We start from the raw sequence: 21,202 nt of genomic DNA, 5'->3' as shown, positions 1-21,202 counted from the left end.
AGGGATCGAAGAGGCCGAAGAGGACCGAACGTGAGGAGCTCTCCGATGGACCCCGCGGATTCCGCGGAGGGGCACGCCGCAGGCGGCCCCGCCGCGCACCACCTCCCGCCGGCCGGCCGCCCGGTCGAGGACCGGGCCCGGGGGCGGATCGTCAGTGACGCCCCCCTCTCCCGTCCCGTCCCCGTCGCCCTCCGCTTCGACCCGGGCTACTCCCCCGCCACCGTGCGCTTCATCTTCCCCGGCGAGGTCGAGTGGGCCTTCCCGCGCGCCCTGCTGGAGCACGGGATGCGCGTGCCCGCCCACCGGGGCGATGTGGCGGTGTGGCCGTGCGGGCGGGTGCAGACGGTCGTGGAGTTCCACGGCGAGGACGGCGTCGCGGTCGTCCAGTTCGACACCGCGGCCCTGGTCCGTTTCCTGCGCCGTACGTACGCGGGCGGCCGCGGCCCCGAGCCGCGCGGCGCCGGCTCCGCCCGTACGGAACCCACCCGCGCCGAGGCCGACCCTGCCGAAGCCGTGGCCCGGCGCACCGGCGCACGGACACCGTCGGCGCGTCACTGACCACCGGCCGGCCGGAGCACCACCCCGGGCACGTGGCCTGCCCGGCGTCCCGCGACGCACGGACGCCGCCGGCGCATCGCTGAACGACACGCCGACGGCGTCCTGCCGCGTCGGTTCCCCGTCCCCACAGGTCCCGGCGCGGTCCGGGGCACGCCCCCCGCTCAGGGGCCGCCCCGGGGTATCGGGGGACGGGCGCGAGCCTTCGGAAGAAGGCCCCGCGCCCTGCCGGTCAGGCCTTCACGAGGTCGGTCTCCGGCCTCCCGGCCGCGGCGTCGCGGGCGGCGGCCAGGCCCTCGCCCTCCACGTCCACGTTGGGCAGCGCCCGGTCGAGCCACTTCGGCAGCCACCAGGCCTTGGCCCCGAGGAGCGCCAGGACGGCCGGGACGATCGCCATGCGGACGACGAAGGCGTCGAAGAGGACGGCCACGGCCAGGCCGAAGCCGATCATCTTGACCATCTGGTCGGACATCCCGATGAAGCCGGCGAAGACCGCGATCATGATGACGGCGGCGGCCGTGACCACCCGGGCGCTGTGCCGGAAGCCGGTCACGACGGCCTGGGCGGGCCGCTCGCCGTGGACGTACGCCTCACGCATCCGGGTGACGAGGAAGACCTCGTAGTCCATGGCGAGACCGAAGACGACACCCACCATGAAGATCGGCATCATCGACATGATCGGGCCGGTCTGCTCGACGCCGAACAGGCTGCCCAGCCAGCCCCACTGGAAGACCGCGACGACCGCGCCGAGGGCCGCGACGACCGAGAGCAGGAAGCCGAGGGCCGCCTTGAGCGGGACGAGGACGGAGCGGAAGACCAGGGTCAGCAGGACGAAGGCGAGCCCGACGACCAGGGCGAGGTAGGGCACCAGGGCGTCGTTCATCTTCTGCGAGAAGTCGATGTTCATCGCGGTGGCGCCGGTGACGAGGACCTCGTCGCCGGTGGCGTCCCGGATGTCGTGGACCAGCGTCTCGGTGGCGGCCGAGGAGGGCCGGTCCTTCGGGACGACGGTGATCATGGCGGCGTCGCCGGCCTTGTTGGGGGTCGCCGGGGTGACGGCGGCCCAGCCGTCGAGGCCCTTGATCGTGGAGACGGTCCGGTCGGCGGTGGCCCGGTCGCCGTCCACGACGACGAGGAGGGGGCCGTTGAAGCCGGGGCCGAAGCCGTCGGACAGCAGGTCGTACGCCCGGCGCTCGGTGGCGGAGACCGGCTTGACGCCGTCGTCCGGCAGGCCCATCTCCAGGGAGGCGGCGGGGACGGCCATGGCGCCGAGGCCGAGGACGCCGACGAGCAGCACCATCAGGGGGCGGCGGACGACGAAGCCGGCCCAGCGCGTCCCCGCGTTGGGCTTGGCCGGGGCCCCGGTCGCGGCGGCGCCCCGTTCGCCCGCCTCCGTCCCCTCGGCGGCCCGGGCCGCCTTGCGCTCCTTCCGGCTGACGATGCGGTCGCCGGCGAAGCCCAGCAGGGCCGGGATGAGGGTGAGCGCGATGAGGACGGCGATCACCACGGTGCCGGCGGCGGCGAAGCCCATCTTCGTCAGCATCGGGATGTTGACGACGGCCAGGCCGACGAGGGCGATGACGACGGTGAGACCGGCGAAGACGACGGCGGAGCCCGCCGTGCCGACCGCGCGGCCCACGGCCTCCTCCTTGTCCCGGCCCTCGGCGAGCTCCGCGCGGTAGCGGGAGACGATGAAGAGGGCGTAGTCGATGCCGACGGCCAGGCCGATCATCGTGGCGAGGGTGGAGGTGGTGCTGCCCAGGTCCAGGACGTTCGCGAGGGCCGTGATCGCGGAGACGCCGATGCCGACGCCGATGATCGCGGTGAGCAGCGGGAGTCCGGCGGCCACGAGCGAGCCGAAGGTGAGGACGAGCACGATGCCGGCGATGACCACGCCGACGGCCTCGCTCGCGCCCTGCTCCGGCATGGTCTGGAGCGCGTCACCGCCGATCTCGACGGTCAGCCCCTTGCCCTGCGCGTTGTGCCCGGTCTCCTTGAGGGCGTCCCGGGTCGCGTCGGTCAGCTCCATCGCGTTGACCTCGTACGTCACGGAGACGTAGGCGGTCGAGCCGTCACGGGAGACGGCCTGCGTGGTGTACGGGTCGGAGACGGCGACGATCTGGTCCGAGCCGGACTTCAGGACGGCGACGGTCTCCTGGACGACGGCCTTGTGCGCGGCGTCGGTCATCTTCCGGCCGTCGGGGGCCTTGAAGACGACGCGGGCGGTGGCTCCGTCGGCGCCGGCGCCGGGGAAGCGTTCTTCGAGCAGGTCGAAGGCGCGTTGGGCCTCGGTGCCGGGTATGGAGAAGGAGCTGGAGGTGGCGGTGGGCGCGGTGGCGGCGCCGACTCCGGCGACCGCCAGGAGCGCCACCCACAGGAGGGCGACGAGCCGTCGGCGCCGGAAGGCGGAGCGGCCCAGCTTGTAGAGGAAGGTGGCCACGGGTACGTACTCCCGGTGTGATTGGGACAGGGCATGGGGAGCCGGCCCGACGGCGTGAGCGGTACGCGTCAGGTGGTGCGGGGTGGTGCGGGCCGCTGTGGGGACAGCGGCTGTCAGACGCCGAGTGAGGGGAGCACGACGGCGTCGACGTAGGCGCTGAGGAACGCGTGGTCGACCGGCTGATCGTCGATCAGCGGACGGGCGACGAACGCGCCGATCAGCATGTGCGGGACGAGCGAGAGCGCCGGGTTCCCGGCGTCGACCTCGCCCCTGCGGACAGCCCGGCCGAGGACTTCCGCGAGACCGTTCATCTCGGGTGCGATGAGCAGTTCGCGCAGGGCCTGGTGCAGGTCGGGGTTGTCGTGGACGGCATGGGCCAGACCCCGCATCAGCGCGGCGTCCTTCTCCATCTGGCAGTCGTCGGTCCGCTCCAGGAGCGCCTGGAAGTCCCCGCGCAGGGAGCCGGTGTCGATCTCGGCGAGATCGACCGGCTTGTTGTGGCGCAGGGCCCGGGCGACCAGTTCCGGCTTGCTCCCCCACTGGCGGTAGAGGGTGGCCTTGCTGGAACGGGTGCGGGCGGCGACGGCGTCCATGGTGAGGGCGTCGTAGCCGACCTCGCGGAGGAGGTCGAGCACGGCTTCGTACAGCTCGGACTCACGCTCGGGGGTGAGCCTGCTGCGTGCCATGACCGGTCTCCCGTCCGATCGAAACGGTGTCGTACACCTCGACCCTACCCGCACCCTCATCGAAACGAAACCGTTTCGTACGTGTTCTGGGACACACGGCCTCCGGCACCGCACCGTCCCTCCCCCGTACGGGTCCGGCGGGTGGACACGCGTACGAGTTGCCGCGCCCCCTTCGCGCGGAAAGCATGAGGGGGTGAGCGACGACGTGGCCTACCTCCGTTTTCCGCACCTCCACGACGACCTGCTGTGCTTCGCGGCCGAGGACGACCTGTGGCTCGCCCCCCTCGTACCCGAGGGCGAACGGCCCGGCAGAGCCTGGCGGCTCACGGTCGACCGCACCCGCGTCGGCCCGCCGCGCTTCTCCCCCGACGGCCGCCACGTGGCCTGCACGAGCTGGCGCAGCCTGGACCCCGAGATCCACCTCGTGCCCGTCGACGGCGGACCGGCCCGGCGGCTCACGCACTGGGGCTCCACCGACACCCGGGTCTGCTCCTGGACGCCGCCGGACAAGGACGGCCGCTCCGACATCCTCGCCGTCTCCTCGCACGGCCAGCCCTTCTCGTACTTCTCGTGGGCCTACACCGTGCCCACCGACGGCTCGCCCGGCGGCCGCATGCCCTGGGGACCGGTCAGCGACATCGCCTGCTCCGACCAGGCCGGCGGGGAGCGCCGCACCCTCCTCCTCACCGGCCGGCCGCCGCACGAGCCCGCCGCCTGGAAGCGCTACCGGGGCGGCGCCACGGGCCGGCTCTGGCTGCACGGCGAACGGCTCCTGGCCGACCTCGGGGGCCAGCTCGACGCACCGATGTTCGTCGGCGGGCGGATCGCCTTCCTCTCCGACCACGAGGGCATCGGCAACCTCTACTCCTGCCTGCCCGACGGCACCGACCTGCGCCGCCACACCGACCACGACGCCTTCTACGCCCGGCACGCCTCCAGCGACGGCCGCCGGGTCGTCTACCAGTGCGCGGGCGACCTGTGGATCGTGGACGACCTGACCCCCGACTCCCGGCCGCGCAAGCTGGAGGTACGGCTGGGCGGCCAGCGCGCGGGCCGCCGCCCCTACCAGGTGCCCGCCGCCCACCACGTCGACGCCCTCTCCGTCGACGAGACCGGCCGGGCCAGCGCCGTCGGGGTGCGCGGCAGCCTCTACTGGCTCACCCACCGCGACGGCCCGGCCCGCGCCCTGACCGACACCCCCGGGGTGCGGGTCCGGCTGCCCGAGATGCTCGGCAGCGGGGGCCGGATCGCCTACGTCACCGACGCCGAGGGCGAGGACGCCATCGAGGTGGCGTACCTGCCGCGCGCCACCGGCGACCGGCCGCCCCGCCGCCTCGCGCAGGGCCTGCTCGGCCGGGTCGAGGAGATGGCCGCCGACCCCGACGGGGACCGCCTCGCCGTCGCCTCCCACGACGGCAGGCTGCTCCTGGTCGACACCGGTGAGGACACGGCCGGCATCGGCGTCCCCGGCACCGGCGAGGAGCCGGGCGGTACGGAAGGGGCCGGAGGTACGGAAGAAGCCGCGGTCCCCGGTACGGACCGGCCCTCAGGTACGGATGGGGCCGAGGGCACGGATGGGGCCGAGGGCACGGAAGGCGCCGGGGCCGCGGACGAGGCCTCCGGCGCGGAAGCGGCGCCCGCCCGCGTCACCGAGCTCATCCGGTCCGTCAACGGCCCCGTCCGCGACCTCGCCTTCTCCCCCGACGGCGCCTGGCTGACCTGGTCCCACCCCGGTATCGGCCGCTCCCTGCGCTCCATCAAGATGGCCCGCATCGCCGGCCCCGGCGCCCCCACCGTCGTCGACGTCACCAACGGCCGCTTCGAGGACGAGAACCCGGTCTTCACCCGGGACGGCCGCTATCTGGCCTTCCTCTCCTGGCGGGGCTTCGACCCGGTGTACGACGTCCACACCGGCGACCTGTCCTTCCCGCTGGGCTGCCGCCCCTACCTCGTACCGCTCTCCTCCGCCACGCCCTCCCCCTTCGCGCTGCTCCCCGACGGGCGGCCGGCGGCCGGCGGGCTCGACCCCGACGACGCCGTGGACACCGGTGACGGCACGGTCACCGTCGAGGTCGAGGGCCTGGCCGACCGGGTCACGCCCTTCCCGGTCGCCGCCTCCAAGTACTCGGCCCTGCACCCGGTCAGCGGCGGCGGCCTGGTCTGGCTGCGCTGGCCCATCTCGGGCGCGCTCGGCGAGACCTTCGCCAACCCGGCCGACACCTCGGGCCGCCCCACCCTGGAACACTTCTCGGTGACCCGGGCGCGCCGCACCGAACTCGCCAAGGACCTGGACTGGTTCGCCGTCAGCGGTGACGGCAGCCGGCTGGTGATCGTGGACGAGGGCGAGCTGCGGGCCGTGCCCGCCACCGAGCCCGGCGACGGCGACTCCACCGTCTACCTGGACCTGCGGCGCATCCTGCACGAGGTCGACCCGGGCGCCGAGTGGCGGGGGGCCTTCGACGAGGCGGGGCGGATCGTCCGCGCCTACTTCTGGGAGCCCGGCATGGGCGGGGTCGACTGGTCGGCGATCCTGGACCAGTACCGCCCGCTGGTCGAACGGGTCGCCTCGCCCGACGAGTTCGCCGATCTGCTGCGCGAGGTCATGGGCGAGCTCGGCACCTCGCACGCCTACGTCACCCCCGCCCGCCGCAACGAGGGCCCGCCGCACTACCAGCGCCCGCAGGGCCTGCTCGGCGCCAACTTCGTGCCCCGTGAGGGCGGCTGGACGGTGAAGCGCATCCTGCCCGGCGACTCCTCCGACTCCAAGGCCCGTTCGCCGCTCGCCGGCACCGGCATCCGCCCCGGCGCGATCCTCACCCACGTCGACGGCCGGCCCGTGGACCCGGTGGCCGGGCCGTACCCGCTGCTCGCCGGCACCGGCGGCACCACCGTCGAGCTCACCTTCACGCCCGCCGAGGGCGAGGGCCGCGCCCGCCGGGTCGCCGTCGTCCCGCTCGTGGACGAGCGCCCGCTGCGCTACCAGGACTGGGTCACCAAGCGGCGCGCGGTGGTCCGGGAGCTGAGCGGCGGCCGGTGCGGCTACCTCCACATCCCCGACATGGGCGGCTCCGGCTGGGCGCAGTTCAACCGCGACCTGCGCATGGAGGTCTCGCGGCCCGCGCTCATCGTGGACGTGCGCGGCAACGCGGGCGGCCACATCAGCGAGCTGGTGATCGAGCAGCTCACCCGGAAGATCCTGGGCTGGGACCTCACCCGGAACGCGCAGCCCGTCAGTTACGCCTCGAACGCGCCGCGCGGCCCCGTCGTCGCCCTCGCCGACGAGGCCACCTCCTCCGACGGCGACATGATCACCGCCGCGTTCAAGCTGCTCGGCCTCGGACCCGTGGTCGGCCAGCGCACCTGGGGCGGGGTCGTCGGCATGACCGGCCGCCACCGGCTCGGCGACGGCACGCAGATCACCGTACCGATGAACGCGGCCTGGTTCCCCGAGTACGGCTGGTCGGTCGAGAACCACGGCGTCGAACCCGACCTCGCGGTCCTGCGCACCCCCCTGGACTGGGCCGAGGGCCGGCACGCCCAGCTGGACGACGCCGTGCACGTGGCGCTCGCGCTCCTGGAGAAGACACCGGCCGCGAGCCCCCCGGGCTACGAGGACGTACCGGACCGCTCGCGTCCGAAGCTGCCGCCGAGGTCGAGCTCGTAGGCGATGCCGGGCTCGCCGGGCCCGAGGCCGACGCTGCCGACGGCCCCGAAGCCGACACGGGTGAGGACCGCGCGGGAGGCGTCGTTGGCGAGGGCCGCGGCCGCGGTGAGCCGGCGCAGCCCGTACTCCTCGACGGCGAGCCGGCACACCTCCCGCACGCCTTGGGTGGCGAGGCCCCGGCCGGTCGCCTTCTCGGCCAGCCGGAAGCCGAGTTCGGCGGTGCCCTCGCGCGGGTCGACGCCGAGCAGGGTGACCTGGCCGAGGATCTCCCCGCCCTCCGCCACCAGCACGTGGAAGTGGATCTCGCCGGCGTCCTGCGCCTTCAGCAGCTCCCGGTGCCGGGCGTCGAACTCCTCGAAGTACGCCTCGCCCCGGTCGGGCACCGAGCGGGTGAAGAACGCCCGGTTCTCCCGCTCGAAGGCGAGCAGGGCGGGCCCGTGATCGGATCGGATGCGCTCAAGTACGGCCATGGGCGCCACGGTACGGAGAACCGGCCCGGGACGCGCGCGACTTATGCGCCAAGATCACACGCGAAAGGCGCACCCGGCGTCCCGGGTGCGCCTTCCTCAAGGACGGCCGACGCCGAGCGGCGTCAGACTCCTCGGGCGCCGTACGGCGGCGGGGTCAGGACTCGTAGTCCCGGTTCCGCTGCTGGGCGTCCTGCTGCGGGCGGCGCGTCTGCTCCGCGGCGCGCTCACGGCCCTGGGCCGCACGCTCACGGCCCTGGGTGGCGCGCTCCGACGCCTCGTTCTTCGCCTTGCCCGCGGCCTGCTTGGCCTGCTCCTTGAGCTGCTCGGCCTTGTCCTTGAACTGGTCCATGCCCATGAAGGTTCACTCCTAGAAGGGTGTGAGGGGGACGGGGCCCGTTGGCCCCGGGGGCACGACCAGATTCGCATGGGCGAACACACTTCGCATGTCGGAGCATCACGGTGCGTAACGGACCGGGTCCCGGCCCAGCCCCGGGCCGGGCCCCTCCCTCAGGCCCGTTCCGCCCGCGCCGCTTCGTCGGCCGCGCCGCCCGCGCCGACCAGGCCCTTGGAGACGGTCCCGAGCCGCGGCCCGAAGCGCTCCACCTCGCGGCGGCCCACCGTGGCGATCAGGCCCGGGAGGTGGCCGCGCACCGACTGCATCCCGCGCAGCCACCACTGGGCGTACACATGGGCCGAGCGCCGCTCGATGCCCGCCACGATCCGGTCCACGGCCGGGCCGAGGGGGTACGTGCGGTTCGCCGGCCACGGCAGCCGCTGCCGCAGCTCCTTCATCACGTCGTCCTGGTCCGCGCCCCGCACCATGTCCGTGTCGGTCCAGGAGAGGTAGCCGACGCCCACCTTCACGCCCTTGTACGCCACTTCGGCGCGCAGGCTGTGCGCGAAGGCCTCCACGCCCGACTTGGAGGCGCAGTACGCCGTCATCATCGGGGCCGGGGTGATCGCGGCGAGCGAGGCGATCTGGAGGAAGTACCCGCGGGATTCCATCAGGACGGGCAGGAAGGCCCGGCCGGTGACGGCGCCGCCGATGAGGTTGACCTCGATCACCCGCCGCCAGGCGGCCGGGTCGGAGTCGACGAACGGACCGCCCGCCGCGACACCGGCGTTGGCGACGACGATGTCGACCTTCCCGAACCGTTCCTTCACCTCGGCCGCGACCCGGGCCATGGCCTCGTGGTCGGTGACGTCGGCGTGCCACCAGTCGGCCTCGGTGTGCAGCCGCCCCGCCACCTCCTTCAGCAGCTCCGGCTCCAGGCCGACCAGCGCGATCTTCGCGCCGCGCGCGGAGAGCTTGCGGGCGAGGAGTTCTCCGACGCCGCGCGCACCTCCGGTGACGACCGCCACCTGTCCTTCCAGGCTCACCCTGCTCATGCCTCTGCCTCCTCCTTCGCCCCCAGGTAGGTGAGGGTCAGTTCGCGGATCTGCGCGGTGACGGCCTCGGGTGCCTCCACCGGCGTCATGTGGCCCACGCCGGCCAGCTCGACCAGGCCCGTGCAGTGCGGCAGCGCCTCCGCCATCGCCCGGGAGTGGGCGGCCGGGGTGAGCCGGTCGGCGGTGCCGACGAGCACCGCCACCGGAAGCCGCAGGTCCGCGAGGGCGGCCTGGAGATCGAGGCCGGCCAGAACCTGCGACCACCCGTACCGGGCGGGGCGCGGGCAGGCGTGCACGATCCGGGCGCAGGTGTCGACCCGGTCGGGCGCCGAACCGGGGCCCATCGTGGCGTACTTGAGGATCTTCTTCGAAAGGACCGTGACCGGTCCCAGCGGCGCCTTGGAGCCGAGCACCGCCCCGGTCAGCAGGGTCCGCAGACCGCCCGGCCGCAGGGGGAGGACGGTGGCCTCGGCGGTCAGCCGTGAGGGCCCGGTCGAGCAGAGCAGCACGGCGGCGGCGTGCTGCCGCAGGCCCTCCCGGCCGGCGGCGGCCATGATCGTCATGCCGCCCATGGAGTGCCCGGCGAGAACGGCGCGTTCACCGGGGCCGAGCGTGGCGGCGAGCACCGCCTCCAGGTCGTCGGCGAGGGACGTGGTCGAGTAGCCCTGCCCGGTGGGCCCGGGCAGCGGCGAACGGCCGTGGCCGCGCTGGTCGTAGGCGATGACCCGGTGGTCGGTGGCGAGGGCGCGTATCTGCTCCGCCCAGAAGGCGATGGAGCAGGTCCACCCGTGGGCGAGCACGACGGCGGGGGCGCCCTCGGGGCCGTACACCTCGACGTGGAGGCGGGCGCCGTCGGCGGAGACGGCGGTCACTTCGCGGGGCACCGGCATGCGGCGGAGCGTCACTTGGCCGCCTCCTTCGCGCGGGAGGCCGGGGTCCCGGCCGGGTTCAGGGGCCTGGGCGCGCGGACCACTTCGTACTCGGAGAGGTCGACCCTGCGGGTCTCGCGCCGGAACTCGGCCGTCGTGCCGGGCCACAGGGTGGTGTTGCGGCCACTGGCGTCGAGGTACCAGCTGTCGCAGCCGCCGGACTTCCACACGGTCCGCTCCATGCGGGACTGGACCTTGCGGTTCCAGGCGCCGACGGCGGAGGGCCGCACGGCGAGGGCGGCGCGTTCGCCGAGGCCGTGGAGCCGGCGCAGGTAGTCGGCCATGTAGTTCAGCTGGGACTCGATCATGAGGATCATCGAGGAGTTCCCGAGGCCGGTGTTGGGTCCGATGATCATCATGAGGTTGGGGAAGCCGCTCGCGGTGGCTCCGCGCAGCACCTGCACGCCGTCCTTCCAGGACTCGGCGAGGCTGATCCCCTCGGCGCCGATCACGCGCTCGGCGATCGGGATGTCGGTGACGTGGAAGCCGGTGCCGAAGATGATCGCGTCGACCTCGGTCCCGGTGCCGTCGGCGGCCACCACGGTCGAGCCGCGGACCTCGCGCAGCCCGGAGGCGACGACGTCGACGTTGGGCTGGGCGAGCGCCGGGTAGTACGTGTTGGAGAGCAGGATCCGCTTGCAGCCGATGCGGTACGAGGGGGTCAGCTTCGCGCGCAGCTCCGGGTCCTTGATGGAGCGGGCGATGTTGGCCTTGGCGAGCTTCTCGACCAGGCCGAGTTCGCCGGGGTGCTTGGTGAAGGCGCCGACCTGGAGTTCGCGGATGCCCCAGAGGATGCCGCGCCGCAGGGTGGCCGTGACGGGCAGCGTGCGGTGCAGCCAGCGCTCGGGGCCGCTGATGGAGCGGTCCATGCGCGGCATGACCCACGGGGGCGTGCGCTGGAAGAGGGTCAGCCGGCCGACCTCGCGCTGGATCTCGGGCACGATCTGGATGGCCGAGGCGCCGGTGCCGATCATGGCGACGCGCTTGCCGCGGAGGTCGTAGTCGTGGTCCCAGCGGGCGGAGTGGAAGACCTTGCCGGGGAAGTCGGCGAGCCCCGGGATGTCGGGGATCTGCGGGTCGGAGAGCGGCCCGGCGGCGGAGACGACGACATCGGCGCTGAGGCGGCCGGCGCTGGTCTCGATCTCCCAGCGCAGCGCCTCGGCGTCCCACTCCATGCGGAGCATCTCGTGGTTGAGGCGGATGTGCGGACGGAGCCCGAAGGTGTCGGCGACGTGCTCCAAGTAGGCCCGGATGTGCCGCTGGCCGGAGAAGGTGCGCGGCCAGTCGGGGTTGGGCGCGAAGGAGAAGGAGTAGAGGTGGGACGGGACGTCACAGGCACAGCCGGGGTAGCTGTTGTCGCGCCAGGCGCCGCCCACGGAGTCGGCCCGCTCCAGGACGACGAAGTCGGTGATCCCCTCGCGGCGCAGCCGGACGGCGGCTCCGAGCCCGCCGAATCCCGATCCGATCACCGCCACCCGTACGTGCTCGTGCTTCGCCATGCCGCCTCCCGTGCGCCCGGCCAAGATTCCGCCAGCAATCACTGGCACAGTCGGGACTGTAGAGCAGCTCCCTACCGAGCGGTAGAGGTCCGGCGCGGGAAAGTTACCGGCGGTACAACATAGGCTGGCGTCCGTGGCAGAAGGATCAGGCACCCGACCGGGCGAGACGGCGGAGACCGCGGCGGGCACCCCCGTACGCGAGTACCGCATGGAGGAGTTGGCCGCCGCGGCCGGCATCACCGTCCGCACGCTGCGCTTCTACCGGGAGCGCGGCCTCATCCCGCCACCCCGCCGCGAGGGCCGCATCGCCTGGTACGACGACCACCACCTCGCCCGGCTGCGCACCATCGCCGCCCTCCTGGAACGCGGCCACACCCTCAACGGCATCGCCGACCTCACCGCCGCCTTCGAGAGCGGGCGCAACGTCCGCGAGGTCCTCGCCCTCCCGGCGCCCACCGAGGAGGAACCGGTCCGCCTCACCCCCGAGGAACTCGCCGACCACTTCGCCGGCGAGGTCACCCCCGAGAACCTGGCGGCCGCCCTCGACCTCGGCTACGTCCTCACCGACGGCGAGGAGTTCGTCCACATCAGCCGCCGGCTGCTCGACGTCTCCGCCGCCCTCGTCCGCGAGGGCGTCCCGCTCGCCGAGGTCCTCAAGGCGGGCGCCCGCGTCCGCGAGCACGCCGAGGCCCTCGCGGACCTCTTCACCGACCTCCTCCGCGCCCACGCCCGCGACGGCGACATGCAGCGCCTTCGCCCGCTCGCCAAGAGCGTGGTCGAGGCGGAACTGTCGATGGCCCTCGACCGGCGACTGCGGGACGACACCCCGTAGGCGCCCCGGTCAGAGCTGGTAGACGGCGGTGACCGGCGCGTGGTCGCTCCAGCGCTCGGCGTGGGTGGCGGCCCGCTCGACGTACGCCTTCACGGCCTTCGCGGCGAGGCCGGGGGTCGTGATCTGATAATCGATCCGCCAGCCGCTGTCATTGTCGAAGGCGCGTCCGCGGTACGACCACCAGCTGTAGGGGCCCTCCTGGTCGGGGTGGAGGGCGCGGACGACGTCCACGTAGCCGCCGTCGTTCTCGTCGAGGACGCGGCTCAGCCAGGCGCGCTCCTCGGGGAGGAAGCCGGCGTTCTTGCGGTTGGCCCGCCAGTTCTTGAGGTCGGCCTCGCGGTGGGCGATGTTCCAGTCGCCGCAGACGACGACCTCGCGGCCGTCGGCGGCGGCCCGCTCCTTCAGCTCCTTGAGGTAGGGCAGGAAGGCGTCCATGAAGCGGTACTTCTCGTCCTGGCGCTCGGTGTCGACCTCGCCTGACGGCAGGTAGAGGCTGGCGACGGTGACGCCGGGGAGGTCGGCCTCGATGTACCGGCCGCTGCCGTCGAACTCGCTCGACCCGAAGCCGACGCGCACGGCGTCGGGCTCGCGCCGCGTGTAGAGGGACACACCGGCCCGCCCCTTGGCGGCGGCGGGAGCGTGGAAGGTGAACCAGCCCTCGGGGGCCCGGACCTCCGCGGGCAGCTGGGCCTCCTCGGCGCGGACCTCCTGCAGGCAGACGGCGTCGGCGGAGCTGCCGGCCAGCCACTCGGAGAAGCCCTTCTTGGCGGCGGCACGGAGACCATTGACATTCACGGACGTGACGGTGAGCATCCCGGGAGGATACCGACAGGCGGATGCTGCATACATGTACGATGCACTGCATGAACATCCAGCCGCTGCCCTTTGACCACCCCGACGCCGTCAAACTCAACGACGCCGTACAGCTGGAGTACGTCGCCCGTTACGACGACGAGGGCGATCTCACACCGCTGGACCCCTCCATGTTCACCCCGCCGCACGGCCTCTACCTGCTCGCCTACGACCCGCTGGGCCGCCCCGTCGCCACCGGCGGCTGGCGCACCCAGGACGAGAACGACGAGGGCTACGCGGACGGCGACGCGGAACTGAAGCGCATGTACGTGGTCCCCGAGGCCCGTGGCCTCGGCCTGGCCCGCCGCATCCTCGCCGCCCTGGAGGCGGACGCCCGCGCGGCCGGCCGCACCCGCATGGTCCTGGAAACGGGCACGGCCCAGCCGGAGGCCATCGCCCTCTACACCTCCAGCGGCTACGAGCCCTGCGCCAAGTTCGGCCTCTACCGCGACTACCCCAACAGCCGCTGCTTCGCGAAGCCCCTGGCCTGAGGGGTCACCCTTCCGCCAGGATCGCCCGCCAGACGTCGAGCCGCTCCACCTCCCCCTTGTAGTGCTTGCCCCCGAGGCGGGCGTGGACGGCCTCGTACCGCCGGACGAGATCCGCAGCCGTCCGCTCGACCTCGGCGGGCAGGTCCCGCTCGATCCCGCCCTGCCAGTCGAAGCGTGACTGCTCGTCGTGCAGCCCGGCCACGGGCAGGGTCTTCCGGCAGGCCTCCCGTGCGACCAGGTCGGGGGCGTACGAGATCAGATGACCGGCCCGTTCCCTGGCCCGGGCCGGCAGGCGCCGCAGCGCGGCCTGCGCCGCCTCGTAGGCCTTGACGGCCCGCACGACACCGAGCGGGCTCATCCGGTCGTGGAAGATTTCCAAGTAGAGGGCCGAACCGACGCTTCCCCAGAGGACTTCGAGGCCCTCGTCCGTCGCCGCCAAGTGCGCGGCCTCCGGCCCCGGCCCGGCCGAGAGACAGGCGAGCCCCCGGGTGACCACGGGCATCGTGTAGAGCCGCTTGCTCGGCCCCGCGCTCGCTCCCCGCCACGGGCTGAACGACCCCTCCTTCTCCCAGTCGCTCCTCATCAGCCGCTGGATGTTCGGGCACCGGACCAGCCGGTCCTGCGCCGTCGGCGCGTTGACGTGCCGGTACGCGGCGTCGTGCAGGTCCCGCGCGACATCACGGGCCCGGCCGCAGTGGATCTCCAGGCGCACCGTGGCCCGGTCCAGGTGCGCCGGCCCCCAGCGGTCGAGCCCGTCCGCGACGGTGCACAGCCGCTGGAGCCCGTCGATGCACTCGACCCCGTACACATGCAGGGCACCCACCCCGCCCCGGGCCGCGGCGAGGCCCGGCACGTGCACCTCGTCGGCCCCGAGAACGATCGGGTGGATCCGCCCGAAGTGCTCGGGCCGCTCCGCGAGGGTCCTGCGGAGCTCCAGGTTCGCCGGCGTCTCGCCCAGGAAACCCCGCCGGGCCCCGAGCGCCCTCACGGCGTCGGGCCCTTGCGCCAGTCCGGCCAGCTCCACCGCCGACACGGACACGTCCCAACCGTGCGGAGCCTGAGAGAAGTGACGGGGGTTCAGCGCGAGGTTCACCCCGACCGGGAAGGGCCAGGGAGCGGAGTAGGACTCGTGATTCATACCGGAGTAACTTCCGGCGCACCGCGCAGGTGGCGGCCGACGCGATCACATCCGGAAAAGAATCCCCCGCCCACGCCCGTGCTCCACCTCGGCGAAGTGCGCCCGGAAACGGCGGAATCCCGCCCGATCTTGCGATCGGACGGGATTCCGTCTGTCTGTGGACCTGTGGGGATTTGAACCCCAGACCCCCTCGATGCGAACGAGGTGCGCTACCAGACTGCGCCACAGGCCCTTGCGACGTGTGAAACATTAGCATCCCCGTCGGCGAGAACAAAAATCGCTTCCGCCGCAGGTCAGCGGAGGGCCGTCACGGGCCTCCGCCGGGCGGGTCACTCGTTGGCGGCGCGGGGGCGGTCGTCGTCCGCGTACTGGTCGAAGAGGGGGGTCCGGCCGTGGTCGCGGGTGCGGCGGGGCGGGGCGGGGCGGCGTTCCGGGGCCGGGGCGGGCGGCGGGGTGGGGTCGGCCGCGGTGGAGGAGCGGGCCGCGCTCCAGGTCTCCGGGTCGGTGATGTCCACGCCGCTCGACGCGCGGGGGGCGACCGGGGCCGTGACGTACGTGGGCAGCGGCACCGGGACAGGGTCCCAGCTGTCGCCGCGGGCCGGGCCGCGCTCGCGCTGCTGGTCCACCCACTCGGCGTGGTCCGTCTGCTCGACCAGGGCGCGCCGGTCCGCCTCCTGCGGGGAGACGGACGGGGCCGGGGCCTCCTCGGCCTCCGGGGCGGGGTCGGGTGCGGGCCGGCGGCTCTCGCGGAGCCGGGCGGCGGCGGCCTCCGCGCGGCGCCGGTCCATGACGTACACGAAGCGGCGGCGCTCCTGGACGCGCAGGTGCACGATGTACGCGCTCAGCAGCACCGCCGGGATGCCCGGGGCCCACAGGAAGGTGACGCCGCCGACCGCGGCGACGATCGCGCCGAGGGTGAAGGCGACGAAGAGGACCGTGATGGTGCGCCGGCGGCGGGCGAGGACTCTGCCGCGGCGGGCGCGTTCGGCGGCGCCACGGCGGGGCCGGGCGGGCCGGTCGCGGGCCGGTTCGGGCTCGGCGGGCTCCGGGGGGCCGGTCTGCTCCGGGAGTTCCAGGCGCGCTTCGGTCCTGGCCGCGGGCGCGGAGAAGGCCCGGACGTCGACCGAGCTCAGATGCTCGGTCACCGCGTCCGGGTCCACGTCGGGCACCGCTCCGTCCGCCGTCCGGTCCCGCTCCCTGAGCTCCTTGGCGTACCGGCGCTCCATGCCCGCCCGTCCGGACAGCAGCCGGATGGCGGTGCTGAAGCGTTCCGTGGGACGGGCTTCGTTCAGCTCGTCCTGCCGGCGGAGCCACATCGGCACCAGGTAGGCGGCCCAGGCCCCGACGATGACTGCGTAGATGAGGCCGCTGCTGCTCACGTCTCACACCGTAGAGGGGTTCGGAGACGGGCATCGGCCAATTGGCCCGGTGTGTCGCACGATCTGGCTGATATCACTGAACTTTTTTGTGATTGTTCAGATCGATTGGCGTTCAACTGACGATGAAATTCGAACACTTATTTTATTGTGCGGGGTGCTGACGTCGTGCCAGGTGCCAGCGCCGCACCAGCCCCTCCGGCACTTCCTCCGCGGTCAGCGCGTAGACCAGGTGGTCACGCCACGCCCCGTCGATGTGGAGATAGCGCGGACGCAGCCCCTCCTCGCGAAATCCGAGCTTCTCCACGACCCGCCGCGAAGGCCCGTTCTCGGGACGGATGCAGACCTCCATCCGGTGCAGTCCGACCGAACGGAAGCAGTGGTCGACGGCGAGCGCCACCGCCGTCGGCATCACCCCGCGCCCCGCGACCTCGCGGTCGACCCAGTAGCCCACGTGGCCCGAGCACATCGAGCCCCAGGTGATCCCTGCCACCGTCAACTGGCCGACGAGCCGCCCCTGGTACTCGATGACGAAGGGGAGCATCCGGCCCGCGTTCGCCTCCGACCGCAGATGGCGCACCATCTGACGGTAGGTCGGACGGCGGCCGGCCGGGGCGCCCGGCGCGGGCGGCGGCACCGTCGCCTCCCAGGGCCGCAGCCACTCGCGGTTACGGCGGTTCACCTCGCGCCAGGCCCGCTGGTCCCGCATCTTTATCGGGCGCAGCAGCACGTCGCCGTCGACCAGGACCACGGGCCAGGACGGGATCATGACGTCGCGCCCGCTTCCTCCGGTCTGGGATGGTCGCCGCCCCGGATCTGGTCCACCGCGTGTCGCAGCAGCGGCTCCAGGACGGCGAGCCCGTCCCGTACCCCGCCCGTCGAACCGGGCAGGTTCACGATCAGCGTGCGGCCGGCGACACCGGCGAGGCCCCGGGAGAGCGCGGCGGTGGGGACCTTCTCGCGGCCGTACGCGCGGATGGCCTCCGGGATGCCGGGGATCTCCCGCTCCAGGACCCGGCGGGTCGCCTCGGGCGTCGCGTCGGTGGGCGAGATGCCCGTGCCGCCGGTCGTCACGATCACGTCGTACCCGGCGGCGACACCCTCGCGCAGGGCCGCCTCGACGGGGGCGCCGTCGGGGACGACCCGGGGGCCGTCCACGGCGAACCGCATCCGGCTCAGGCCCTCGGCGATCAGCGGACCGCCCTTGTCCTCGTAGACGCCCGCCGAGGCGCGGTTGGAGGCCGTCACCACCAGGGCCCGGTAGGCGGCGGCCGGGGCTTCCGAAGGGGTGGCCGGCCGCGTGTGCTCCTCGTGGGCGCCCGCGACCCTGCCCGCCCGCGTCACGAGGCGCTCCGCGTCCAGTCGCCCGACTTGCCGCCGGTCTTCTCCTCCACCCGCACGTCGGAGATGACCGCGCCCTTGTCGACCGCCTTCACCATGTCGACGACGGTCAGGGCCGCCACCGACACCGCCGTCAGGGCCTCCATCTCGACGCCCGTACGGTCCGTGGTCCTGACCGTCGCCAGGATCTCCACCGCGTCGTCGGCGACGCGCAGGTCCAGGGTGACGCCCGAGAGGGCCAGCGGGTGGCAGAGCGGGACGAGGTCGGGGGTCTTCTTGGCGCCCATGATCCCGGCGATGCGGGCGGTGGCGAGCGCGTCGCCCTTCGGGACGCCCTCGCCGCGCAGCAGCTCGATCACGCGGGGCGAGACGAGGACCCGTCCGCTGGCCCGCGCGGTGCGGGCCGTGACGTCCTTCGCGGAGACGTCGACCATGCGGGCCGCACCCGCCTCGTCGATGTGGGTGAGTCCTTGCTGCGTGCTCATGGCCGTGACACTCCCGGTCGCTGTGTGGGACGACACCGTACCCCCACCTCCCCCTTCTCAGCCGAGGAGGACCACGTCCAGCTCCTCACCCGGCGCCACCGACTCCGTCTCCTCCGGTACGACGATCAGGGCGTCCGCCCGTGCCAGCGCCGCGATCAGGTGGGAGCCCGCGCCCCCCACGGGGGTGACGGTGCCCGCCTCCGCGTCGTACGTCCCCCGGAGGAACTGGCGGCGCCCCGCGGGTGACGTCAGCGGTCCTTCGGCGGCGAGCTCCGCCCGCACGCGCGGCCGGTGAAGGTCCTCAAGGCCCCGCAGGGCCCGGATCGCGGGCCGCACGAACAGTTCGAAGGAGACGTACGAGGAGACCGGGTTGCCCGGCAGCGCGAGGAGCGGCACCTGCTCCGGACCGATCGCGCCGAAGCCCTGCGGCTTGCCCGGCTGCATCGCCAGCTTGCGGAAGTCGACCTGTCCGTCGGCGGACAACGCCTCCTTCACCACGTCGTACGCGCCGACACTCACGCCGCCCGTGGTGACGATCAGGTCGGCCCGGATCAGCTGGTCCTCGATCATGTCGCGCAGCGCGTCGGCGTCGTCGGTGACCGCGCCCACCCGGTAGGCGAGGGCGCCGGCGTCCCGCGCCGCCGCCGCGAGGGCGAAGCTGTTGGAGTCGTGGATCTGCCCCGGCCCCAGCTCCTCGCCGGGCTGGACCAGCTCGCTGCCGGTGGAGACGACCACCACCCGGGGGCGCGGCCGGACCTTCACGGTGCCCCGGCCGATGGCGGCGAGCAGCCCGATCTGCGGCGGCCCCAGGACCGTGCCCGCCGGGAGGGCGAGCTCCCCTGCCTTCACGTCGCTGCCGGCGGCGCGCACATGGGCGCGGACCTCGGCGGAGCGGTGCACCCGGACCGTGCCTCCGGCGCCCTCCGGGTCGGTGCGCGCGGAGCGCATGCCGGCGGCCGCGCCCCCGCCCGTACCGCCGTCGGTCCACTCGACCGGGACGACGGCCTCGGCGCCGGGGGGCAGCGGGGCGCCGGTCATGATGCGGGCGGCCTCGCCGGGGCCGACGGTGGGCAGCCCGTCCGCGCCGGCGGCGACGTCCCCGATCACCGTGAGGGCGGCGGGGAACTCCTCGGTGGCGCCCGCGACGTCGGCGACCCGGACCGCGTACCCGTCCATGGAGCTGTTGTCGAAGGGCGGCAGCGCGGCGGGCACCGTCACGTCCTCGACGAGGACGCAGCCCTGGGCGTCGAGCAGCTGGAGCTCGATCGGTTCGAGCGGGCGGACCGTCGCGAGGATGTCGGCCAGGTGCTCGTCCACCGACCACAGCCCGCGTGCCGGGCCGGCGCACGGGTCGGCGGCACCCTGCCCGTGGTCGTGCCCGTGGTCGTGGGCGGGGCCGGGGGAGGGTGCCGTGCTGCTGCTCAAGGTCCTACATCTCCTCGCTGACGTATCTCCGGAGCCAGGCCCGGAAGTCCGGTCCCAGATCTTCACGCTCGCACGCGAGTCTGACAATGGCACGCAGATAGTCGCCCCGGTCGCCGGTGTCGTACCGGCGGCCCTTGAACACGACGCCGTGGACCGGCCCGCCGATCTTCTCGTCCGTGGTCAGCTTCTGCAGGGCGTCGGTCAGCTGGATCTCCCCGCCCCGGCCCGGCTCGGTCTCCCGCAGCATCCCGAAGACGGCCGGGTCGAGCACGTACCGGCCGATGATCGCGTAGTTGCTGGGGGCCTCGTGCGGCTCCGGCTTCTCGACCAGGCCCGTCACCTTCACCACGTCGGAGTCGACCGTCGCCTCGACGGCCGCGCAGCCGTACTGGTGGATCTGCGCCGGGTCGACCTCCATCAGCGCGATCACACTGCCGCCCTCCCGCTCCTGGACCTCCACCATCCGCGCGAGCAGCGGATCGCGCGGATCGATCAGGTCGTCGCCGAGGAGCACCGCGAACGGCTGGTCGCCGACGTGCGGGGCCGCGCACAGCACCGCGTGACCGAGGCCGCGGGGGGCGCCCTGGCGCACGTAGTGCATGGTCGCGAGGTCGCTGGACTCCTGGACCTTGGAGAGGCGTTCGTCGTCCCCCTTGCGGCTGAGGGCCTCCTCCAGCTCGTAGTTGCGGTCGAAGTGGTCCTCCAGGGGGCGCTTGTTCCGGCCGGTGATCATGAGCACGTCGGTGAGGCCGGCCGCGACGGCCTCCTCGACGACGTACTGGATCGCCGGCTTGTCGACGACCGGCAGCATCTCCTTCGGCGTCGCCTTGGTCGCCGGGAGGAAGCGGGTGCCGAGGCCGGCGGCCGGGATGACAGCCTTGCTGATCCGGCCGAGGCTGGGGAACGACTGAGTCATGCCGTGCACCTTAACGGTTGGGAATGAGGGGAAGATGTGGATCCGATTAACTTCGCCCGCATAAAGACAGTTACGAGAGGTTCGCGAAGTTCACGTGAGGCCGTCATGACCGCAGAGTTGACCGAGAAGACCCTGTTGCGCCGCCGCCTGCTCGACGCGCGCGCCGCGCTGCCCCCCGAGTCCCTCGGACGGACGTCCGCGGCGCTCGCCGAGCACGGCCTCGAACTGGCCGAGCTGGCCGGGGCGTCCACCGTCGCCGCCTATGTGTCGGTGGGCCGCGAGCCCGGCACGCGCGCCCTGCTCGACGCGCTGCGCGAGCGCGGGGTACGGGTCCTGCTGCCGGTCCTGCTGCCCGACAACGACCTCGACTGGGCGGAGTACGAGGGACCGGAGGCGCTGGCGAAGGCGGGGCGCGGGCTGCTCGAACCGACCGGCCCCCGGCTCGGTCCCGAGGCGGTGTGCGCCGCCGACGCCGTGCTGCTGCCGGGGCTCGCCGTGGACGGGCGGGGCATGCGGCTCGGCCGGGGCGGCGGCTCGTACGACCGGGTTCTCGCCCGGCTCGCCCGGGCGGGCGCCGACCCGGCCCTCGTGGTGCTCCTGTACGCGAACGAGGTGGTCGCCCGGGTTCCGGAGGAACCCCACGACCACCCCGTGCACGCGGTGGTCACCCCCGACGGGGTGACGCGCTTCCGGCCGGCGGGCCCGGCGGCCTGA

General features: G+C 73.5%; 20 protein-coding genes and 1 tRNA gene. 5 read left to right on the top strand and 16 right to left on the bottom strand.

Features of this window, described 5'->3' with window-relative positions:
• The first annotated feature begins 45 nt into the window (after positions 1-45).
• A complete protein-coding gene (locus tag ACFY60_RS25505; protein WP_388615999.1) occupies positions 46-558 on the top strand; it encodes an SsgA family sporulation/cell division regulator in 513 nt (170 codons plus the stop codon).
• Positions 559-787: 229 nt separating this feature from the next.
• Here ACFY60_RS25505 and ACFY60_RS25500 read toward each other — a convergent pair whose 3' ends face one another.
• On the bottom strand, positions 788-2,995 hold the full coding sequence (locus tag ACFY60_RS25500; RefSeq protein WP_388616002.1) for an MMPL family transporter: 2,208 nt from the start codon (positions 2,993-2,995) through the stop codon (positions 788-790).
• 113 nt (positions 2,996-3,108) lie between these two features.
• Positions 3,109-3,681: a TetR/AcrR family transcriptional regulator gene (locus ACFY60_RS25495; protein WP_309057562.1), complete on the bottom strand. Its 573-nt coding sequence runs from the start codon at positions 3,679-3,681 to the stop codon at positions 3,109-3,111.
• Between the two features lie 193 nt (positions 3,682-3,874).
• On the opposite strand from ACFY60_RS25495, the gene ACFY60_RS25490 reads away from it, so the two are divergent.
• Positions 3,875-7,345 (top strand): S41 family peptidase, encoded by a 3,471-nt coding sequence (locus ACFY60_RS25490; RefSeq protein WP_388616006.1) that lies wholly within the window; start codon positions 3,875-3,877, stop codon positions 7,343-7,345.
• Here the strand turns inward: ACFY60_RS25490 and ACFY60_RS25485 are convergent.
• From ACFY60_RS25485 to ACFY60_RS25465, 5 genes are all read right to left on the bottom strand, one after another.
• Positions 7,288-7,815 (bottom strand): GNAT family N-acetyltransferase, encoded by a 528-nt coding sequence (locus ACFY60_RS25485; RefSeq protein ID WP_388616009.1) that lies wholly within the window; start codon positions 7,813-7,815, stop codon positions 7,288-7,290. The two genes, ACFY60_RS25490 and ACFY60_RS25485, sit on opposite strands and share 58 nt — an antisense overlap.
• 154 nt (positions 7,816-7,969) lie before the next feature.
• Positions 7,970-8,164, bottom strand: coding sequence for a hypothetical protein (locus ACFY60_RS25480; RefSeq protein WP_388616012.1), 195 nt, complete (start codon positions 8,162-8,164; stop codon positions 7,970-7,972).
• 158 nt (positions 8,165-8,322) lie between these two features.
• Positions 8,323-9,204, bottom strand: coding sequence for an SDR family oxidoreductase (locus ACFY60_RS25475; RefSeq protein ID WP_388616014.1), 882 nt, complete (start codon positions 9,202-9,204; stop codon positions 8,323-8,325).
• Positions 9,201-10,094, bottom strand: coding sequence for an alpha/beta fold hydrolase (locus tag ACFY60_RS25470; protein ID WP_388616114.1), 894 nt, complete (start codon positions 10,092-10,094; stop codon positions 9,201-9,203). Before ACFY60_RS25470 ends, ACFY60_RS25475 begins: the two co-directional genes overlap by 4 nt.
• 11 nt (positions 10,095-10,105) lie before the next feature.
• Positions 10,106-11,632 (bottom strand): flavin-containing monooxygenase, encoded by a 1,527-nt coding sequence (locus tag ACFY60_RS25465; protein WP_388616017.1) that lies wholly within the window; start codon positions 11,630-11,632, stop codon positions 10,106-10,108.
• Between the two features lie 208 nt (positions 11,633-11,840).
• On the opposite strand from ACFY60_RS25465, the gene ACFY60_RS25460 reads away from it, so the two are divergent.
• Positions 11,841-12,464, top strand: a complete 624-nt coding sequence (locus ACFY60_RS25460) for a MerR family transcriptional regulator (protein ID WP_388616116.1) — start codon at positions 11,841-11,843, stop codon at positions 12,462-12,464.
• A 9-nt stretch (positions 12,465-12,473) separates the two neighbouring features.
• Here the strand turns inward: ACFY60_RS25460 and ACFY60_RS25455 are convergent, their stop codons facing one another.
• Entirely contained in the window at positions 12,474-13,277 is an 804-nt protein-coding gene (locus tag ACFY60_RS25455; protein WP_388616020.1) for an exodeoxyribonuclease III, read from the bottom strand.
• 50 nt (positions 13,278-13,327) lie between these two features.
• Here ACFY60_RS25455 and ACFY60_RS25450 point away from each other — a divergent pair, with 50 nt between their 5' ends.
• Positions 13,328-13,807 carry a GNAT family N-acetyltransferase gene (locus tag ACFY60_RS25450; RefSeq protein ID WP_309051769.1) on the top strand — a complete coding sequence of 160 codons (480 nt, stop codon included), beginning with the start codon at positions 13,328-13,330 and terminating at the stop codon, positions 13,805-13,807.
• 4 nt (positions 13,808-13,811) lie between these two features.
• Here ACFY60_RS25450 and ACFY60_RS25445 read toward each other — a convergent pair whose 3' ends face one another.
• The 8 genes from ACFY60_RS25445 to galU form a co-directional block, all read right to left on the bottom strand.
• Entirely contained in the window at positions 13,812-14,846 is a 1,035-nt protein-coding gene (locus tag ACFY60_RS25445) for a hypothetical protein (RefSeq protein ID WP_388616023.1), read from the bottom strand.
• A 257-nt stretch (positions 14,847-15,103) separates the two neighbouring features.
• A tRNA-Ala gene (locus ACFY60_RS25440) sits at positions 15,104-15,177 on the bottom strand.
• A gap of 97 nt (positions 15,178-15,274) precedes the next feature.
• Positions 15,275-16,324, bottom strand: coding sequence for a gephyrin-like molybdotransferase receptor GlpR (gene glpR / locus ACFY60_RS25435; protein ID WP_388616026.1), 1,050 nt, complete (start codon positions 16,322-16,324; stop codon positions 15,275-15,277).
• 142 nt (positions 16,325-16,466) lie between these two features.
• Positions 16,467-17,090, bottom strand: coding sequence for a GNAT family protein (locus tag ACFY60_RS25430; protein WP_309050229.1), 624 nt, complete (start codon positions 17,088-17,090; stop codon positions 16,467-16,469).
• Complete coding sequence (locus tag ACFY60_RS25425; RefSeq protein ID WP_388616029.1) at positions 17,087-17,665, bottom strand: molybdenum cofactor biosynthesis protein B; 579 nt, start codon at positions 17,663-17,665, stop codon at positions 17,087-17,089. Before ACFY60_RS25425 ends, ACFY60_RS25430 begins: the two co-directional genes overlap by 4 nt.
• Positions 17,662-18,147 carry a cyclic pyranopterin monophosphate synthase MoaC gene (gene moaC / locus ACFY60_RS25420; RefSeq protein WP_309050230.1) on the bottom strand — a complete coding sequence of 162 codons (486 nt, stop codon included), beginning with the start codon at positions 18,145-18,147 and terminating at the stop codon, positions 17,662-17,664. Before moaC ends, ACFY60_RS25425 begins: the two co-directional genes overlap by 4 nt.
• A gap of 57 nt (positions 18,148-18,204) precedes the next feature.
• Positions 18,205-19,473, bottom strand: coding sequence for a gephyrin-like molybdotransferase Glp (glp, locus tag ACFY60_RS25415; RefSeq protein ID WP_388616119.1), 1,269 nt, complete (start codon positions 19,471-19,473; stop codon positions 18,205-18,207).
• A gap of 103 nt (positions 19,474-19,576) precedes the next feature.
• On the bottom strand, positions 19,577-20,488 hold the full coding sequence (galU, locus tag ACFY60_RS25410; RefSeq protein ID WP_388616033.1) for a UTP--glucose-1-phosphate uridylyltransferase GalU: 912 nt from the start codon (positions 20,486-20,488) through the stop codon (positions 19,577-19,579).
• Positions 20,489-20,593: 105 nt separating this feature from the next.
• Here galU and ACFY60_RS25405 point away from each other — a divergent pair, with 105 nt between their 5' ends.
• Positions 20,594-21,202, top strand: coding sequence for a 5-formyltetrahydrofolate cyclo-ligase (locus ACFY60_RS25405; RefSeq protein ID WP_388616036.1), 609 nt, complete (start codon positions 20,594-20,596; stop codon positions 21,200-21,202).

Origin of the sequence: Streptomyces sp. NPDC012827, from assembly GCF_042900905.1 — a bacterium.
GTDB classification, from domain to species: domain Bacteria; phylum Actinomycetota; class Actinomycetes; order Streptomycetales; family Streptomycetaceae; genus Streptomyces; species Streptomyces gulbargensis.
Note: the sequence above shows the minus strand (reverse complement) of the source record. Positions and strands in the feature narration are given on the sequence as shown.

Excerpts from the sequence above, each read along its gene's own strand:
- ACFY60_RS25505 (WP_388615999.1), top strand. The coding sequence starts at position 46 with ATGGACCCCGCGGATTCCGCGGAGGGGCACGCCGCAGGCGGCCCCGCC.
- ACFY60_RS25495 (WP_309057562.1), bottom strand. The coding sequence starts at position 3,681 with ATGGCACGCAGCAGGCTCACCCCCGAGCGTGAGTCCGAGCTGTACGAA.
- ACFY60_RS25485 (WP_388616009.1), bottom strand. The coding sequence starts at position 7,815 with ATGGCCGTACTTGAGCGCATCCGATCCGATCACGGGCCCGCCCTGCTC.
- ACFY60_RS25480 (WP_388616012.1), bottom strand. The coding sequence starts at position 8,164 with ATGGACCAGTTCAAGGACAAGGCCGAGCAGCTCAAGGAGCAGGCCAAG.
- ACFY60_RS25475 (WP_388616014.1), bottom strand. The coding sequence starts at position 9,204 with ATGAGCAGGGTGAGCCTGGAAGGACAGGTGGCGGTCGTCACCGGAGGT.
- ACFY60_RS25470 (WP_388616114.1), bottom strand. The coding sequence starts at position 10,094 with ATGCCGGTGCCCCGCGAAGTGACCGCCGTCTCCGCCGACGGCGCCCGC.
- ACFY60_RS25465 (WP_388616017.1), bottom strand. The coding sequence starts at position 11,632 with ATGGCGAAGCACGAGCACGTACGGGTGGCGGTGATCGGATCGGGATTC.
- ACFY60_RS25460 (WP_388616116.1), top strand. The coding sequence starts at position 11,841 with ATGGAGGAGTTGGCCGCCGCGGCCGGCATCACCGTCCGCACGCTGCGC.
- ACFY60_RS25455 (WP_388616020.1), bottom strand. The coding sequence starts at position 13,277 with ATGCTCACCGTCACGTCCGTGAATGTCAATGGTCTCCGTGCCGCCGCC.
- ACFY60_RS25450 (WP_309051769.1), top strand. The coding sequence starts at position 13,328 with ATGAACATCCAGCCGCTGCCCTTTGACCACCCCGACGCCGTCAAACTC.
- ACFY60_RS25430 (WP_309050229.1), bottom strand. The coding sequence starts at position 17,090 with ATGATCCCGTCCTGGCCCGTGGTCCTGGTCGACGGCGACGTGCTGCTG.
- moaC (WP_309050230.1), bottom strand. The coding sequence starts at position 18,147 with ATGAGCACGCAGCAAGGACTCACCCACATCGACGAGGCGGGTGCGGCC.
- galU (WP_388616033.1), bottom strand. The coding sequence starts at position 20,488 with ATGACTCAGTCGTTCCCCAGCCTCGGCCGGATCAGCAAGGCTGTCATC.
- ACFY60_RS25405 (WP_388616036.1), top strand. The coding sequence starts at position 20,594 with ATGACCGCAGAGTTGACCGAGAAGACCCTGTTGCGCCGCCGCCTGCTC.